This window comes from Parabacteroides sp. 52 (assembly GCF_010500925.1).
Taxonomy (GTDB): domain Bacteria; phylum Bacteroidota; class Bacteroidia; order Bacteroidales; family Tannerellaceae; genus QVMG01.
On sequence record NZ_QVMG01000008.1, the window covers coordinates 1 to 15,925 of the forward strand.

Genomic DNA, 15,925 nt, shown 5'->3' on the forward strand with positions numbered 1-15,925 from the left:
GGGATCCACCTCTTCCCATTCCGAACAGAGAAGTTAAGCCTCACCACGCCGATGGTACTGCCCAAAAAGTGGGAGAGTAGGTAGCTGCCGTTTTAAAGAGAGAGAGTCTATTTCGAAAGAGATAGGCTCTTTTTTTGTTTACAGAAAGAGGGAGAGGGGAGTTAACGATTAACGGTTAATGATTAACGATTAACGAAGAGTGGTTAGTGTTTAGTGTTTAGTGATTAGTGTTGGTCGCAAGCGACCAGGGGGAATGGAAGATTGTTTGGATATCAAAATGTAGAGCCTAAATTAATCGTTAATCGTTAAACGTTAATCACTAATCACTAATCACTAATCACTAAACACTAAACACTAATCACTCTTCGTTAAACGTTAATTGAATAACCTCCCCATATGCAGGCATATTTTTGAAGGCGTCTTTTATGTCGTAATGACCGGCATAAATGCGGGCGCAAGTAAGTACACCTCCATGTGCAAAGAGGGCGATGCGTTTTAGATTGTTTTTATTGGCATATTTTCTTATCTTATCCAGGAACTCGCTTACCCGCTTCAGTTGATCCTGCATGGATTCCCCATTGGGGCATGCAATGTTGACCCAGTCTTCAAACCAGGCAATAGATCGTGGGTCGGCAGATAGATCATCCCAGGATTTCATTTCCCAATCTCCAAAATTGAGTTCCAGTATCCGCTCTTCACGTTCCGCATCGGCATAACCGCAATACGTTGCCAGACGTACACACCGGGAAAGGGGGCTTGTCCATACTTTGTCGAATCTAATACCTTCCAATCTTTTTTTAACAACAGCCGCTTCTTCTTCAAAGCTATCTCGCAATGGTACATCGGTTTGTCCATAGGTACATCCTTGTGGGACATCAACGGATGTATGTCTTATCAAATATATTTCCATAGGATAATTAATTTGTACTGATTAAAGAGAAGTAGACTGTTACAACTCCCAGGTAAAAACTCAATTCACAAAGAAGAAATGTTGCACCGCAGCCATCTCCGGTATAACCTTGTATTTTCTTTTGCATGACAGATGTGAGGAAGAAGAAGGTACATAGAGGGAGAATGGCAGCATAAAGATAAGTCATATCGGGAAGCCATAAGAATAAGGGAGTCAGAGCGCATAGAATACTTATCGTATATTCCATAGCGTTCATGGGACTATAGATCGTTTTATTTTTAGCTTCTTCTGCCGGGCGGGCATAGGGAAGGCGGTTGATGATCATACTGGCCACTCCTTTGGCATAAGGATCTCCCGCCAGCATTACATAACCGGCAATTTCTATCGGCAAACTACTCAATAGTAGATAGAGAAGTCCGAAATAAGAGATAAGACCGATCACCCCATAGCTGCCTATGTGGGAATCTTTCATGATACTTAATATGCGCTCGCGTGTATTCCCTCCGCCAAAGCCATCCAGGAAATCAGCCAACCCATCTTCATGCAGGCAGCCGGTGAGTAATGCGCGGGTGAGTATAGCCAATAAGATAGCGGCAGAGGCTGGCAGAAACAGGGAACAGGCATACAATATGAATACCGAGCAACCGGCTGTCAGCCATCCCGTGAGTGCCCAATAGGGAACGACTCGTTTAAAATATGTACCGGGTATTTCCGTCAGGCGCCAAAAAGGCAAGCGGGTGAAAAAGATAAAAGCAGCCAGTAGTTGTTTCATCTTAAAAATATTTAGTGATAGAGGCTTGGGTGAAATTATGCATTTCATTTAGCATACGTACGGCAGAGTCGATAAGAGGATATGCACATACCGCTCCCGATCCTTCTCCCAAGCGTAAGCCCATATGTAACAAAGGCTTGGCATTCAAAATATGCAGTAGCTTTTTATGTCCTGCCTCCTCTCCACAATGCCCAAAGATACAATAAGAAAGCATCTCCGGATAGAGACGCGAGGCTGCCAATACACAATTTGTCATGATAAATCCATCCACCAGAATCAGCATTTTTAGTTCAGCTGCCCGCAGCATCCCCCCTACGGCCATGACCATTTCGTACCCGCCGAAGTATGTAATAACATCCAGAACTTCGTTGCTCCCGCTATAGTTTGCCCGTGCTTTTTGGAGGATGCGGCATTTGTGTTGCACCCCCTCGTCGTCGAGTCCGCTACCGGCACCTACACATTCGGGCAGAGGGATGTCGGTCAGGCATGTCATCCACATACTTGACGTCGCCGTATTGCCAACACCCATTTCCCCAAAGCTAATCACATTGCATCCTTCTGTATAACAGTCGGAGACGGTCTCCGCTCCATAGGCGAGTGCCTGTTCCATTTCTTCGCGTGTCATAGCCGATTCGTAGAGAAAGTTCCGGCTGCCCTTGCGTATTTTTTTGTTGATAAGTTGGGGGATGGAAGGGAAGTCGAAGTCGACACCTCCGTCTACTATCTTCAATTCAAACCCATGTTGTCGTGCCAGGAAGCAGATGCCGGCACCACCATTGAGGAAGTTATGTATCACCTGCCGGGTCACTTCTTTGGGAGATTTACTGATACCTTCATCCGCAATGCCGTGATCGGCGGCATAGATAACATTGACCGGATGTTTTAATTCAGGCGATATATTTTGTTGTATCCATCCGATTTGTAAGGCAATCTCCTCCAATCGTCCTAACGAGCCTTTGGGTTTGGTCAGGTTATTGATTTTTTCTTCGATTGCCGGGAGAATTGCGTTGTCGGGTTTTTCTATTTTAAATGTGATCATATGATACGTTGTTATTTGGAGTCTTTATTGTTACGGGAATACCGCTGACCATGAGTATGACTTGGTCTGCCCGGGAGGCGATGTATTGGTTTAACCAGCCTTGCAGATCGGTGAACTTACGTTGTATTTCGTCGGTAGAAGTACCTCCCAGTCCTATTTCGTTTGTGATGAATATAAAGTGAGCCTCCTGTTGGATAAAGGTGTCAAATTCCGTTTTTAGTTGGGAAAGGGAGAGGGAGACATCGCTTTGATTGTCAAAGAAGAAGTTCGTCGCCCAAAGAGTGATGCAGTCGATAACGACAGTGTGCCCATCCAGGTGGTACCGGCTCAATTGTTTTTCTTCCTCCAGGTTGATCCATTCGGGGCCACGGTCTTGTTGGTGGCGGAGGACACGTTCTTTAAACTCGTCGTCCCAGATGCGTGATGTCGCCAGATACACCGGATACGGATCCAGGGATAATGCCAGTTGTTGGGCATAACTGCTTTTGCCTGATCGTTGCCCCCCTGTTATAACAGTGATTTGCCTCATAGTTATATAAAAAATAAGAAGAGAGTGATACAAAGTCCCATAACCAGCTCCACCTTACTGTTTATCTGGATAGCAGTTAACATATCCTGTATAGTTAAGAGCCGGTCATTCGTTCCTATATATGGTTTTTCTACAGGTTTCCCGAAATAATCATGTGTCCCGCCGAACCGGCAATCTAAGACAGCCGCTAAGGCAGCCTCCGGATAACCCGCGTTCGGACTGGCATGTGCTTTGCCGTATTGTTGAACGAATGTACGTTTGTTCCAGTTTCCGGAGACAAAGAGTATCAGGGCAGCAGTCAGTCGTGCCGGAATATAGTTGGCAAGGTCGTCTATTTGTGCGGCCGTACGTCCGAACGCCAAGTATCGTTCGTTCTTATAACCGATCATAGAGTCTAAGGTATTGATCGTTTTATAAGCAACCATTCCCGGTAGCCCCAAAAGGAGAAACCAAAACATAGGGGCAATAACCCCGTCGCTTAGGTTCTCCGCCAGCGATTCAAGGGCTGCGGTACGTATTTCCTGATCGGAGAGGGTAGAAGTATCTCTTCCTACAATCCGGGAAAGTTGCTTTCGTCCTTCCTCTGTACTTCTGTCTACAGCTTCGAATACCGCTTTTACTTCTTTGATTAAGGTCGTGCCGGCCAGGCAGAAGAAGACACCGACAGCGACCCCTAAATTATATAGATTTGGTTGCAAGGCATAGGCGTGGTGTAAGATCGTTTGTGTGATGCCATAGGTGCCGATAATAAGTAGGAGGGCAAAAACACAACCTTTCAGTTGTCTTTCTTCTCCTTTGTTTAAGGATTTTTCACCCGAGGCGATCAACTTTCCCAATAGAACCACCGGGTGGAAAGAGCCTCCCGGATCAGCCCAAAGGCGATCGGCCAACCAACCTCCCAGGAAAGGAAGAATACGCATCAAATCTGTGGCGTGGTGTGTCCAGAACATATAAAGTATTCAATTTCATACAAAGGTATAAAATTATCCCTCTATATTGACAACATTAGCCTACGGTTTTACCTCCCTCCTTAAAACGTAATAGCCACCTCTGCCCCGATCTGGAAGGGTTTGCTCAATTGCATGAATTTATTATCTAATGATTCAAAATAGAATGCCGCATACCGGGTATCTGTTATGTTTTTACTCCAGATGTTCAGGTTGACAATGCCTTTGCGCACGCCTATTTTGGCATTAACCGTGTTGTAGAAGTTCTGTTTCAAATCATTTTGTTCTGTCCAATATATTTTTCCAATACCGCTGTATTGAACGGATGCTGTGAACTGATCTAACCAAGAACCTTGCAACAACCGATTGTATTGTACGCCTACGTTTAACGTATTCTGGGGAGTATACGGGATGTGATTTCCTTTGAAATCTTCCCGTCCGTTGTGGTAGTCACGGAAAGTAGCATGGGTATACCCATAGTTCAGATCCGCTGTCAATTCCTTAGTAAACCGTGCTTGCAGCGATACTTCGGCTCCATAGCTACGTGCTTTCCCGGCATTGGTCAGGATGCGTCCGTTTCCACTGTTTACGAACTGGGTGAGTTGAAGGTCGCGTATATCCATATAAAACAGGGTTGCTTCTGCTTGTAAATAGTCGGGGATCAATTCGCTGCGTATGCCCAATTCATAGTTCCAGCTCTTCTCCGGTTTGTATGCAACAACATCTTCCACGGGAAGAGGCTCAACGGCCATATTCGGCATATATTTATTCATCAATTCATATTGCATCTGGCTTTGCATCAGGTCGGCAGACATTTGCACATTGTATCCCCCTGTTTTGTATCCTTTGGACACCGAAAGGTAAGTGAATGTACGGGGTGTACATTCATATTTAAGAGCCACCTTGGGCAGGAATTCCCAAAAATCCTGCGATGTACTTACGTCCATCCGGGTAGTATCTGTAGGAATCTCCGTTACAGGCATGCCGGGACGCATCGACATGCCCAGGCGCATGCGTGCTGCTGCGTCATAATCCATCTTTTGTTTTTCATAATCCAGACGCATTCCGACAGTAAGCGATAAACCTTCTGTGAATAGGTTGTTGATTGTTGACTGGTGAAAAAGTGCTGCCCCATAAGAAGGTGTTTCAAAAGTACCAGGGATATAGAGTTCGTCTCCCAGTACCATCAAAGTAGGCATTTTGGGATTATCTTCTTTCAATTGAGTGAATACTTCTTGCAGAACACCTATCCCGTCTTTTTTGAAGGTGACAGGCCCGTCCGTATCCAGTTTGTTATAAAAACCAAACAAACCGAAAGACCATTGATAGTCTTTATTTGTATTGCTTCGGATAGCAAACTCTTGGCTGAAGGCCTTTTGTTTTTGTCGTTGGTTAAGCGTGAAGACAGAGGTGGTGTCATAGTCCTGATCCATATGCATATTATCTTCTAACCATTGATAACCGGTCGTGCTGGTCAGGATAAACGGCTCCGTCCGGTAAGTCAGTAACAAATGATTGCCAGCCATTTTCCGGTTATATGTGCTGGGGTCATTGATGTTGACCGGCTTTACCTTACCTGTCGAGTCGCGTTTGCCATAAGGGAAAGCTCCCTGGTCGGTATAATCGTAGGTGAAGGTATAAGCCGCTGTCAGTTTGGGCGTAATGCGCCAGTCCAGTTTCAACCGTGCACCGGCAGACTCTTCTTTATCCGCTTTTTTCCCGGTAAACTCATTGGTGAAAAAGCCATCGTTGCGATCGTAATATCCTCCGACAGAGAAAGCGATGTTTTCACTCAGTTTATTATAATGAGAGGCTTTTGTTTTGAATTGTCCGTAGTTTCCTCCCGAGAGCGATATTTTTGTTCCTTGAAAATCAAAAGGAGATAATGTATAGATATGCACAATGCCTCCCATCGCATTGCGGCCGTACAAGGTGCCCTGAGGACCACGTAAGACTTCTATGCGTTGTATATCGGTTAATTCAAAGTCGAATGTGCTTTTGTCCAGATAAGGCACATTGTCTACATACAAACCAATGGATTGCCCACTGCTTCGGGCGCCGATACCTCGGATATAAATGGCCGATGTCAGTTTGGATCCGTAATCCGGCATATATAAGTTCGGGACAAATGCACTGATGTCTTTCAATGCATCGATCTGCCTGTTAGTAATCATTTGCGGGGAGAGCAGGCTGACTGCTCCGGGTAATTTGACTAAGTTGTTCGTCTCTTTGGTTGAAGAGGTAATCATTACTTCGTCGATGGCATATGTTTTAATCGTGTCGTTTTCGATTATGCCATCGGCTTGCATCGTTTGTACGCTGAAGAATGAAAGGCTCGTAAGCAGTAAAAGATAAAGTTGTTTCATTGTCTATTTAATTTCTTTCAAGCTGCAAAGGAAGAATAAAAGGAGAGGGCGGACAATCACTAGATGTAGTGATTTTCCCTTGTATAAAAAAAAATGCCGATATATGTCAGCAAAATTGCCGACATATATCGGCAAAATTGCTGACGATTATCGGCAATTGTGCTGACATATATCAGCAATTTTATTTGCGGCGGAGAAAAGCGGTATGTTTCCTAAAGTAGACCGGTGATTCCCGCTATCCTTTTAATCGATCCATTTCACCCATTTCTCCTGATCGTTCCATCCGGCTTCGACCATGGTTTCGATGAACTGCATGCCCCGTACACCGTCGTACACCGTCGGGAAGTCGAGCATTTCTTGGCTAGGCTTTTCGCCTTTGCGTTTGGTCATAACGGTCCATGCGAAGTTACGGTATATATTGGCAAAGGCTTCGATGAATCCTTCCGGATGTCCGGCTGGCGTGCGAACATGCCAGGAGGCGAGATCGCCCAGGGAGGTATTATTTCCTATATGAATGATTTCTTCCGGTTTGTTTCCCCATTTCAGGATGAGTTTATTCGGATCCATCTGGTACCATTCCAAGCCTCCTTTTTCACCATAAACGCGCAGGCGGATGTTATTGGCTTCGCCTTTGGCTATTTGTGTCGCTGTCAGGCAACCTTTCAGGCCTTGGTCGAAGCGAAGGAAAGCGGCCCCGTCGTCGTCGACTTGTCGCCCGGGAGCAAAGGTGTTCAGTTCGGCGCAAAGAGCCGTCACCTTTTGTCCGGTGATGTATTCGGCCAAGTGCCAGGCATGCGTACCTATGTCACCGATACAACCGGCCTTTCCTGTTTGTTTGGGATCGGTACGCCATCCGGCATTGTTCCCACCTTCTAATTCAATCCGGTCGGCCAGCCATCCCTGCGGATACTCCACATACAACCGGCGCAATTTGCCCAGTTCGCCTTTGGCTATCCGGTCTTTGGCCTCTTTGACAGCCGGATAGCCGCTGTATACATGGGTCAAAGCCAGGGTAAGTCCTGTCTCTTCTACCTTTTTTTGCAATAATTTCGCTTCTTCGAGGGAGAATGTAATCGGTTTATCCAATACCACATGGAAGCCTCTTTCCAAGGCCATCATGGCAGGTTCGAAATGAAAACGGTTGGGGGTTACAATCGTGACAAAGTCCATGCGTTCCTCTTCGGGAAGCGCCATTTCCCGTTCAAACATATCCTGATACGTATTGTAAATCCGATCTTCGGGAAGAAAATAGGAAAGACCTGAACTTTTAGATATTTCCGGATCAATGCTGAAGCATCCACATACAAGTTCGATTAGGTTATCCATAAAAGCGGCTCTTCGGTGAATGGCTCCAATAAAAGCGTCGCTGCCTCCGCCTACCATTCCCATCTTCAATTTTCTGTTTTTCATGCGTGTACAATAATAGTTGTAGATATAGATTTTAAGTAATGAGTGCTGAGTTTTTTTAATAAAAGGACAAACAAGATGTTAACTGTGTTCAAAGATACCCCTTTTTTCGGTTCTTGCAACAGCTCATTCATTCTCTTCTCTTTGATGGAAAAAAAAGTTTCTTGAAAAACGAAAAGGGTGGAAATAATAGCCTTTATTTGTAGTTCGCAGAAAATATATACCTTTGTATCCATAAAATTAGATGAATATGTCAGACAGTATCGTTATTATACCAACTTATAATGAAAAGGAGAATATAGAAAATATTATCCGGGCCGTATTCGGTCTGGAAAAAAGATTTCATGTTCTTGTTATCGATGATGGTTCTCCGGATGGAACAGCTGATATTGTCAAAGGACTGCAAAAAGAATTCCCGGAACGTCTTTTTATTGTAGAAAGACAGGGTAAACAAGGATTGGGTACGGCTTATATCCGTGGTTTCGAATGGGCATTGGAACGCGATTACGCCTATATCTTTGAGATGGATGCCGACTTTAGCCATAATCCCGATGATCTTCCCCGTTTGTATGCAGCCTGTACGGAAGAAGGGGCGGATGTGGCCGTAGGTTCTCGTTATATAAATGGAGTAAATGTGGTGAATTGGCCCTTGGGAAGGGTTTTGATGTCCTATTTTGCTTCTGTATATGTACGTATTGTTACCGGCATGAAGGTGAAAGATACCACCGCCGGATTTGTATGTTATCGCCGGGAGGTGTTGCATACAATCGAATTGGATAAGATTCATTTCAAAGGATATGCATTCCAGGTTGAGATGAAATTTACTGCCTATAAATATGGTTTTAAGATTATCGAGGTGCCTATTGTGTTTATTAATCGCGTTTTAGGGGTCTCTAAAATGAACTCTTCTATTTTTGGAGAAGCCCTTTTTGGGGTTTTGAAATTAAAATGGTGGAGTTTCTTCAGAAATTATTCCCGCAGATTAAATTGATGTGATCCGATTGTTTTGAGTGGTATGTGTTTGGTAGACAGGATGTTTGGGTGTGTCCTGCTCTTTCCGGAACGTGTTTTTCATGCAAAAAAACGGAATTTTTCTTATTTTTATTTTTTTTTCGCCGTTTGAAAATCAAGGTTTGACAACCCTTTTTTATCTCTCTTTGTTTATATTTGTGTTGATAAACAAAAACGGTAAATTAATATGACATCAATTGAATTTCATTTGCGCACCTCTTCCCGAGGTCGAAAGCATCTGGGAAGTATCTTTCTGCGGGTAATCCATGACCGGAGAACCGCGAGTATCACATTGCCTTATAAATTGTATCCGGATGAGTGGGACAGTAAAGAACACCAGGTTCTTTATATGCCTGACAACATCTCTCGTTTTAGAAAATTACAACGGATAGAAACGGACTTGGATGATATCCGGGCGTTTTTATTGAACTATGCGGAGCGATTGGAACAAGAAGGGCGGGAATTTTATTCCACGGATATTATTGCTGCTTATCGGAGACGGCATGGGGAAAACCTCCTGGCAGTTTTTGTCGAAAAGCTTTGTACGGAACTTACCCGGGCGAATCAGGAAAGGACGGCCCGTGCGTATCAGACAGCTACCAAGAGCCTGGTTGCTTTTGCCGGAAAGCGCACCTTGCATTTGAAGGATATAAACGGAATGCTTATTCGTCGTTATGAATATGACCTGAGAAGAAGAGGTAAAACGATGAATACGATTTCTTTTTATATGCGTAACCTTCGTTCTATTTATAATAAGGCAATCAAAGAAGGTCTTTTGGAACCTATGATCGTTAATCCTTTCGGGGATGTGTTTACAGGTGTGCAACCGACTCAGAAAAGGGCCTTGACAAAGGAGGAAATGAAACTCTTGGCTCCATTAACTACGCATACCTCCTCCTTTGATCCGACCGAGGAAGATTGGTGTGAAGACCCTTCGGTAAGGGAGTTTTACAGACAGAAGAAACGCCTTTCCCGTAAATATATATTGAAGGGAGGGGTAGAAGGTGCTGTTTTAGACGGTCTTGTCATGGCTCAATCTTTATTTCTTTTTTCATTTCTTTCCCGGGGCATGTCTTTTGTGGATATGGCTTATTTGAAGAAAACGGATATTCACGATGGGGTTATTCATTATTTCCGGAAGAAGACCCGGCAGATGCTGGAAGTAAAGATCACTCCGATAATGAACCAGATAATAAAGAACTTCGAGCAAGACACCAAAGATACTCCTTATGTTTTTCCGATTATACGGGAGAAAGGCAAGCCGGCCCGTCTGCAATATGAGAGTGGCTTGCGTTTGCAAAACAAACGGTTGAAACAATTGGCAGGCATTTGTGGTATCCGAAAGAAGTTATCCACACACGTAGCCCGGCATACCTGGGCGACTGTGGCCAAAGGGGAGCATTTGCCTTTGTCGGTGATTAGTGAAGGCCTGGGACATACATCCGAAAAAACAACAGCTATTTATTTGGCTTCCTTTGACCGGTCGATTATTGACAGAGCCGGTGAGAAAGTGGCCAAAGCCATTAAATATGTAGGGTAATCCTTATTTATTCCGATTATTTTATGATGGCTTTGCCATCAAGTACATAAAAGAGTATCGTTCTAATAAAAACCCCTCTCTTTCGGGCATGCCGAAAGAGAGGGGTTTTTTGTAAAAGGTCTGACTTAATAAGAAGTAAGGCAGACTTTCAGTCTTTTTATTTCAGCCATTTATCTAACCATTGGAAGAAGACGCGTTGGAAAAGAACACCGTTTTGAGGTTGCAACACCCAATGGTTTTCATCCGGATAAACGAGCATTTCTGCAGGAATGCCACGCAGTTTGGCCGCATTGAAGGCCGCTAATCCATGGGAGATAGGTACCCTATAGTCTAACTCACCATGTGTCACCAGGATGGGGGTATCCCATTTGTCCACAAAACGATGGGGAGAATTGGCAAAGGTACGTTGTGCGATGGCGTTGTTCTTCTCCCAGTATGGGCCTCCCATATCCCAATTGGCAAACCACATTTCTTCTGTCTCCAGGTATTGTTGTTCGAGGTTGAACAGACCTGCATGAGCGATGAAGGCTTTGAAACGTTTGTTGTGATTGCCGGCTAACCAGTAAACGGAGAAACCTCCGTAGCTTGCGCCCACTGCTCCCAGTCGTGTTTCGTCGATATAAGGCTCTTTGGCCAATTCGTCGATGGCCGAAAAATAGTCTTTCATATTCTGACCACCGTAATCTCCACTGATTTGTTCCAGCCATTCCTGACCGAAACCGGGAAGACCGCGGCGGTTGGGGGCTACAATGATGTAGTCGTTCGCTGCCATAATCTGGAAATTCCAGCGGTAACTCCAATATTGGCTCACCATATTCTGAGGACCACCCTGGCAATAGAGGATAGCCGGATATTTTTTGTTCGGATCGAAGTTCGGCGGATAAATGACCCAGGTAAGCATCTCTTTGTTATCCGTTGTTTTTATCCAGCGGGGAACGCTTTTACCGATCGTGAGCTGATCCATAATAGGTTTGTTGTCGAAGCTGATCTCCGTCGCCTTTCCGGTGCCCGTTTGAATGGTAAACACTTCTGTCGGGCTCTCCATCGACTGGCGCAGCGCAATCATTTGATCGGCAGCCGTGTCAAATCCGATATAGTCGTATTGCCCGTTTGTTATTTGTTTGAGTTGTTTGTTTAGATCCACCTGCCAGATATGTCTCACCCCTTCTTTGGGACAGATGAAGTAGAGAGATTGGTTGTCGGGTAACCATTGGGGACTGCCTGCATTATAGTCGAAAGCAGCCGTAAGATCTTGTTTCTCCCCAGTCGACAGGTTGGCCACAAAAAGACGTTGTTTGTCTGATTCATAGCCGTCGCGTTCCTGGGAGATCCAGGCAATCGATTTCCCGTCAGGAGAGAAAGTCGGTTGTGTATCATAGCCCATCATACCCTCTGTCAGGTTGAATGTTTCTTTCGTTTCGATATGATAGATGTAAATATCCGAGTTGGTTGACAAGGCATAGGCAACTCCTGTTTTCTTTCGGCTGGCGTATGCAATAGATTTTCCATCCGGACTCCAGGCGAGGTCTTCTATTCCGTTCGAAGGTTTCATTGGTGCTTCATAAGGTTCTCCTTCCAATATGTCCGTAGGGGTACCCATGGAGCCGCTTGCATCCCAGGAAGCAATAAAGGGATGGGGTATATTCTCCACCCATTCGTCCCAATGTTTGTACATCAGATCGTTCACCACCCGCCCGGTGGCTTTGGGCAGGTCGGGGTATATTTCGGACGTACGCTGTCCGTATGGGATATCGCTAGTGAACAACACCCTGGATTCGTCTGGGGATAACATGAATTCGTGGATGTCTTTTTCGTGCCGGCTTACCTGGTGCCGGTTGCTCCCGTCTGCGTTCATGACCCATATCTGCGAACTACCGCTTTCTCTTGAAAGAAAAGCAATTTGTTCGCCTCCCTGGATCCAAACAGCATTTTGTTCCCCTTGCGGTGTCTGTGTGATTTGTTGTTTTTGGTTGTTTACCAGGTCGATGACAAACAACTCCCGGTTTCCTTTGTTTTGTGCTATGTCCATAAAGGTAACCCCGTAGAGAACCTTTTTTCCATCCGGCGAAAGGCGGGCATCACTAACCCGGGGCATACTATACAATACTTCCGGTGTCATAAGCCCATTGGGTACTTTGATTTCTTTACGTTCAATGAGTGCAGTCTGTTTTTCCGTCTGTTTGGTTTCCTGTGTGCAAGCACCGACGAGAATAGATGTTGCCATGATGATTGTTCCGATTGGTTTATTCATGTGCGTTTATAATATATTAAGTTCTGTGTGCGAAAATAGTAAAATTAATTTATATCTTTGCGCATCTAATTTAAGTTCTGAAAGATATGAATAAGATTTGGTTATTTGGAGCCGCTATCAGTATGGTATTCGCATTCGGCTCATGCAAACCTAAGCAAAGCGCGTATAAAGCTGCTTACGAACAAGCGAAAGAAAGAGAAATGAGCGCACCTGTAGAGGTTGTAGTAGAGGAAGAAGAAGTAAACGTAGTGCCGGTTTCAAAACCGAAAGTATCCAACGAAGCTACCCGCGCGGAAAAGATAAATGTAGCGCAAGGGGAAGATGCTACCCGTCTGAAACGCTATAGTGTAGTCATTGGTAGTTTCCAAAACAAGACAAATGCCTATTCTTTGAAAGAGCGTATGCAGAATGATGGTTACAATGCTGTTTTAGGACAAAACGAACAAGGCATGTTGCGTGTCATTGTTTCCAGCTTTGATAACAAAGCAGATGCTGCTGAAAGCCGCGATAAGATCAAATCAAAATATGCACCCAACTTCCAGGATGCCTGGTTATTGGAACGTGCTTATTGATTGAGATAAAGTTACAAAATAAAAAAAGAGAGCGAATCCTGTACAGGACTCGCTCTCTTTTTTTTATTCCCCTTTGTCTATCTGTTCCTGTACGATGGCATCGACGACGGCCACCGTTGTCAGGTTCAGTATATCCCGCGTGGAACTTTCTACATCGGTAAAGTGGATCGGTTTGTTTAATCCCATCTGGATCGGTCCGATCGTTTCTACAATGCCCATTTCCAATAAGAGTTTGTACGCACTGTTGGCCGAACTCAGGTTGGGGAATATCAATGTGTTCACATCCTGTCCTTTCAACTTATTGAAAGGATACATCTCATCGCGCAGTTTTTGATCAAGAGCGAAGTTGACTTGCATTTCACCATCCACCTTGATTTCCGGATGATTTGCGTGCAGGTAATCGATAGCCTCATGGACTTTCTTCGGACTGCCTTGTTTGTCGGCCCCAAAGTTGGAGTAAGACAACATCGCCATTACCGGTTCATGGGCAAAGAATTTCACGGCATCGTGTGTCAGACGGGCAACGTCCATCAATACTTCGGACGAAGGATGGCGGTTGATTAATGTGTCGGCAAGGAAGAATGTTCCTTTTTTGCTGGTTATGATATTCAATGCACCAAAATGTTTGTACGAAGGACGTATGCCGATGATTTGTTCCGCCATCTTGGTAATGGCGGAATACCGGCTGTATACTCCGGTAATGAAAGCATCGGCTTCTCCGGTGGCAACCATCATCATGCCGAATGCGTTCCTGTCGACCATCGTTTCGCATGCTTCCGCGTAGGTAACCCCTTCCCGGGCTTTCTTTTCCGAGAGGATACGGGCATAGCGATACCGGCGTTCGTTCTCCCGGTCATGCCGTAAATTGACAATCTCTATCCCTTCCAGGCTAAGGTTTTCTTCTGCCGCTATCTTTTGCAAACGTTCTTCATTGCCCAATAAGATAGGATAACAAATACCTTCGGCTTTGGCTTCGACGGCAGCCTTTAACATATTCGCATGGTTGGCTTCAGCAAAGACAACCCGTTTCGGATTGGCTTTGGCCATATCTGTGAGGGAGCGGATCATCTTATTGTCGTATCCCATCATATCCCGTAGATGATTGGCGTAGCCTTCCCAGTCGGTAATTGTCTTTTGAGCCACCCCGGAGGTGATGGCCGCTTTAGCCACGGCAATGGATACACGCGTCAGGAGTCGGGGATCCAATGGCTTGGGCAGGATGTAATCCCGTCCGAATGTTGTCCGTTTGAGTTTGTATGCGGCATTGACGACATCGGGCACAGCCTCCTTGGCCAACTCGGCAATAGCATATACGGCAGCCACTTTCATCTCTTCATTGATAGCCGTGGCATGGGTGTCTAAAGCTCCACGGAAGATATAAGGAAATCCTAATACATTATTTACCTGGTTCGGATAATCGGAACGTCCGGTTGCAAAAATGATATCTTGGCGTGAGGCCATCGCGTCGGCATACGAAATCTCCGGGTTGGGATTAGCTAAAGCAAATACGACCGGGTTTTCGTTCATGCTGCGCACCATGTCTTGTGTCAATACATCGGCCACGGAAAGTCCCAGGAATACATCGGCACCTTTTACGGCCTCTTCCAATGTCCGGATATTTTGTGTGGTAGCAAATTCTTTTTTCGATTCGTTCAGGTCCGTGCGGTATGTCGAAAGAACCCCTTTGCTGTCGCACATGAGGATATTTTCTTTGCGCGCGCCCAAACGCACATACAATCTGGTGCAGGATATGGAAGCAGCGCCTGCGCCATTGACTACGATTTTTACCTCATCGATTTTTTTACCGATGATTTCCAAAGCATTCAACAGGGCGGCTCCCGAGATGATTGCCGTGCCATGTTGATCGTCATGCATAACCGGGATATTCAACTCTTCCTTCAGGCGTTTTTCTATTTCAAAACATCCGGGCGCTTTGATATCTTCCAGGTTGATGCCTCCAAAAGTCGGAGAAATGGCTTTGACTGTTTGAATAAACTTTTCCGGATCTTTTTCATCCACTTCGATATCGAACACGTCAATACCTGCAAAGATTTTAAAAAGCAATCCTTTTCCTTCCATCACCGGTTTGCCGGCGATGGCACCAATGTCGCCCAGACCCAGTACCGCTGTCCCGTTTGAAATAACAGCAACCAGGTTTCCTTTGGCTGTATATTTATAGGCGTCCAGGGGATTTTTCTCTATTTCCAGGCAGGGCTCGGCTACTCCCGGAGAGTAAGCCAGGGATAAATCTCCCTGTGTGCTGTAGGGTTTGGTTGGAATAACCTCTATTTTACCAGGCTTTCCTTCGGCATGATACCGCAGGGCCTCTTCTTTTATTGATTTTGCCATAGACTGTTTTTTTTGATTAAACTCATATCTGTTTGTAAACCGAATACAAAAATAACTATTTATTATTTGAATATAGACTTTTGCTTTCAAAATAATAGTTGCGGGCCGGTAAAAGGCGACTCCTCTTCATGAATATCAGCAGCCGCAATTAGGGCAGACTTCGGCAGGAAGCAGGCCTGGGCGAATGAAGAAAAAGAGGGGGGGGGTCTGTTGCCGATGCGCATCGGCAATA

The 15,925-nt window shown here is 45.1% G+C and carries 12 protein-coding genes and 1 rRNA gene; 4 read left to right on the top strand and 9 right to left on the bottom strand.

Annotated features, from left to right (window positions below; translation table 11 throughout):
* Positions 1-93: ribosomal RNA gene (rrf, locus tag D0T51_RS06095) — 5S ribosomal RNA — on the top strand; the annotation flags it as partial.
* Positions 94-358: 265 nt separating this feature from the next.
* Here rrf and cobC read toward each other — a convergent pair.
* The 7 genes from cobC to D0T51_RS06130 form a co-directional block, all read right to left on the bottom strand.
* Positions 359-910: an alpha-ribazole phosphatase gene (gene cobC, locus D0T51_RS06100; RefSeq protein WP_163726664.1), complete on the bottom strand. Its 552-nt coding sequence runs from the start codon at positions 908-910 to the stop codon at positions 359-361.
* A 7-nt stretch (positions 911-917) separates the two neighbouring features.
* Positions 918-1,682 (bottom strand): adenosylcobinamide-GDP ribazoletransferase, encoded by a 765-nt coding sequence (locus tag D0T51_RS06105; RefSeq protein ID WP_163726666.1) that lies wholly within the window; start codon positions 1,680-1,682, stop codon positions 918-920.
* A gap of 1 nt (position 1,683) precedes the next feature.
* Complete coding sequence (cobT, locus tag D0T51_RS06110) at positions 1,684-2,721, bottom strand: nicotinate-nucleotide--dimethylbenzimidazole phosphoribosyltransferase (protein ID WP_163726668.1); 1,038 nt, start codon at positions 2,719-2,721, stop codon at positions 1,684-1,686.
* Positions 2,708-3,250, bottom strand: coding sequence for a bifunctional adenosylcobinamide kinase/adenosylcobinamide-phosphate guanylyltransferase (locus tag D0T51_RS06115; RefSeq protein ID WP_163726670.1), 543 nt, complete (start codon positions 3,248-3,250; stop codon positions 2,708-2,710). Before D0T51_RS06115 ends, cobT begins: the two co-directional genes overlap by 14 nt.
* A gap of 2 nt (positions 3,251-3,252) precedes the next feature.
* Positions 3,253-4,200: an adenosylcobinamide-phosphate synthase CbiB gene (gene cbiB / locus D0T51_RS06120; protein ID WP_163726673.1), complete on the bottom strand. Its 948-nt coding sequence runs from the start codon at positions 4,198-4,200 to the stop codon at positions 3,253-3,255.
* An 80-nt stretch (positions 4,201-4,280) separates the two neighbouring features.
* On the bottom strand, positions 4,281-6,563 hold the full coding sequence (locus D0T51_RS06125; protein ID WP_163726676.1) for a TonB-dependent receptor: 2,283 nt from the start codon (positions 6,561-6,563) through the stop codon (positions 4,281-4,283).
* 243 nt (positions 6,564-6,806) lie between these two features.
* Positions 6,807-7,973 (bottom strand): Gfo/Idh/MocA family protein, encoded by a 1,167-nt coding sequence (locus D0T51_RS06130; RefSeq protein WP_163726679.1) that lies wholly within the window; start codon positions 7,971-7,973, stop codon positions 6,807-6,809.
* Positions 7,974-8,220: 247 nt separating this feature from the next.
* Between D0T51_RS06130 and D0T51_RS06135 the strand changes: the two genes are divergently transcribed.
* Entirely contained in the window at positions 8,221-8,961 is a 741-nt protein-coding gene (locus tag D0T51_RS06135) for a polyprenol monophosphomannose synthase (protein ID WP_163726986.1), read from the top strand.
* A gap of 207 nt (positions 8,962-9,168) precedes the next feature.
* Positions 9,169-10,521, top strand: a complete 1,353-nt coding sequence (locus D0T51_RS06140) for a site-specific integrase (protein ID WP_163726682.1) — start codon at positions 9,169-9,171, stop codon at positions 10,519-10,521.
* A 157-nt stretch (positions 10,522-10,678) separates the two neighbouring features.
* Here D0T51_RS06140 and D0T51_RS06145 read toward each other — a convergent pair whose 3' ends face one another.
* Positions 10,679-12,772: a S9 family peptidase gene (locus D0T51_RS06145; RefSeq protein WP_163726685.1), complete on the bottom strand. Its 2,094-nt coding sequence runs from the start codon at positions 12,770-12,772 to the stop codon at positions 10,679-10,681.
* Positions 12,773-12,858: 86 nt separating this feature from the next.
* Between D0T51_RS06145 and D0T51_RS06150 the strand changes: the two genes are divergently transcribed.
* Positions 12,859-13,344, top strand: a complete 486-nt coding sequence (locus tag D0T51_RS06150) for an SPOR domain-containing protein (protein WP_163726688.1) — start codon at positions 12,859-12,861, stop codon at positions 13,342-13,344.
* A 63-nt stretch (positions 13,345-13,407) separates the two neighbouring features.
* Here D0T51_RS06150 and D0T51_RS06155 read toward each other — a convergent pair whose 3' ends face one another.
* Positions 13,408-15,693: an NADP-dependent malic enzyme gene (locus tag D0T51_RS06155; RefSeq protein WP_163726691.1), complete on the bottom strand. Its 2,286-nt coding sequence runs from the start codon at positions 15,691-15,693 to the stop codon at positions 13,408-13,410.
* Positions 15,694-15,925 lie beyond the last annotated feature (232 nt).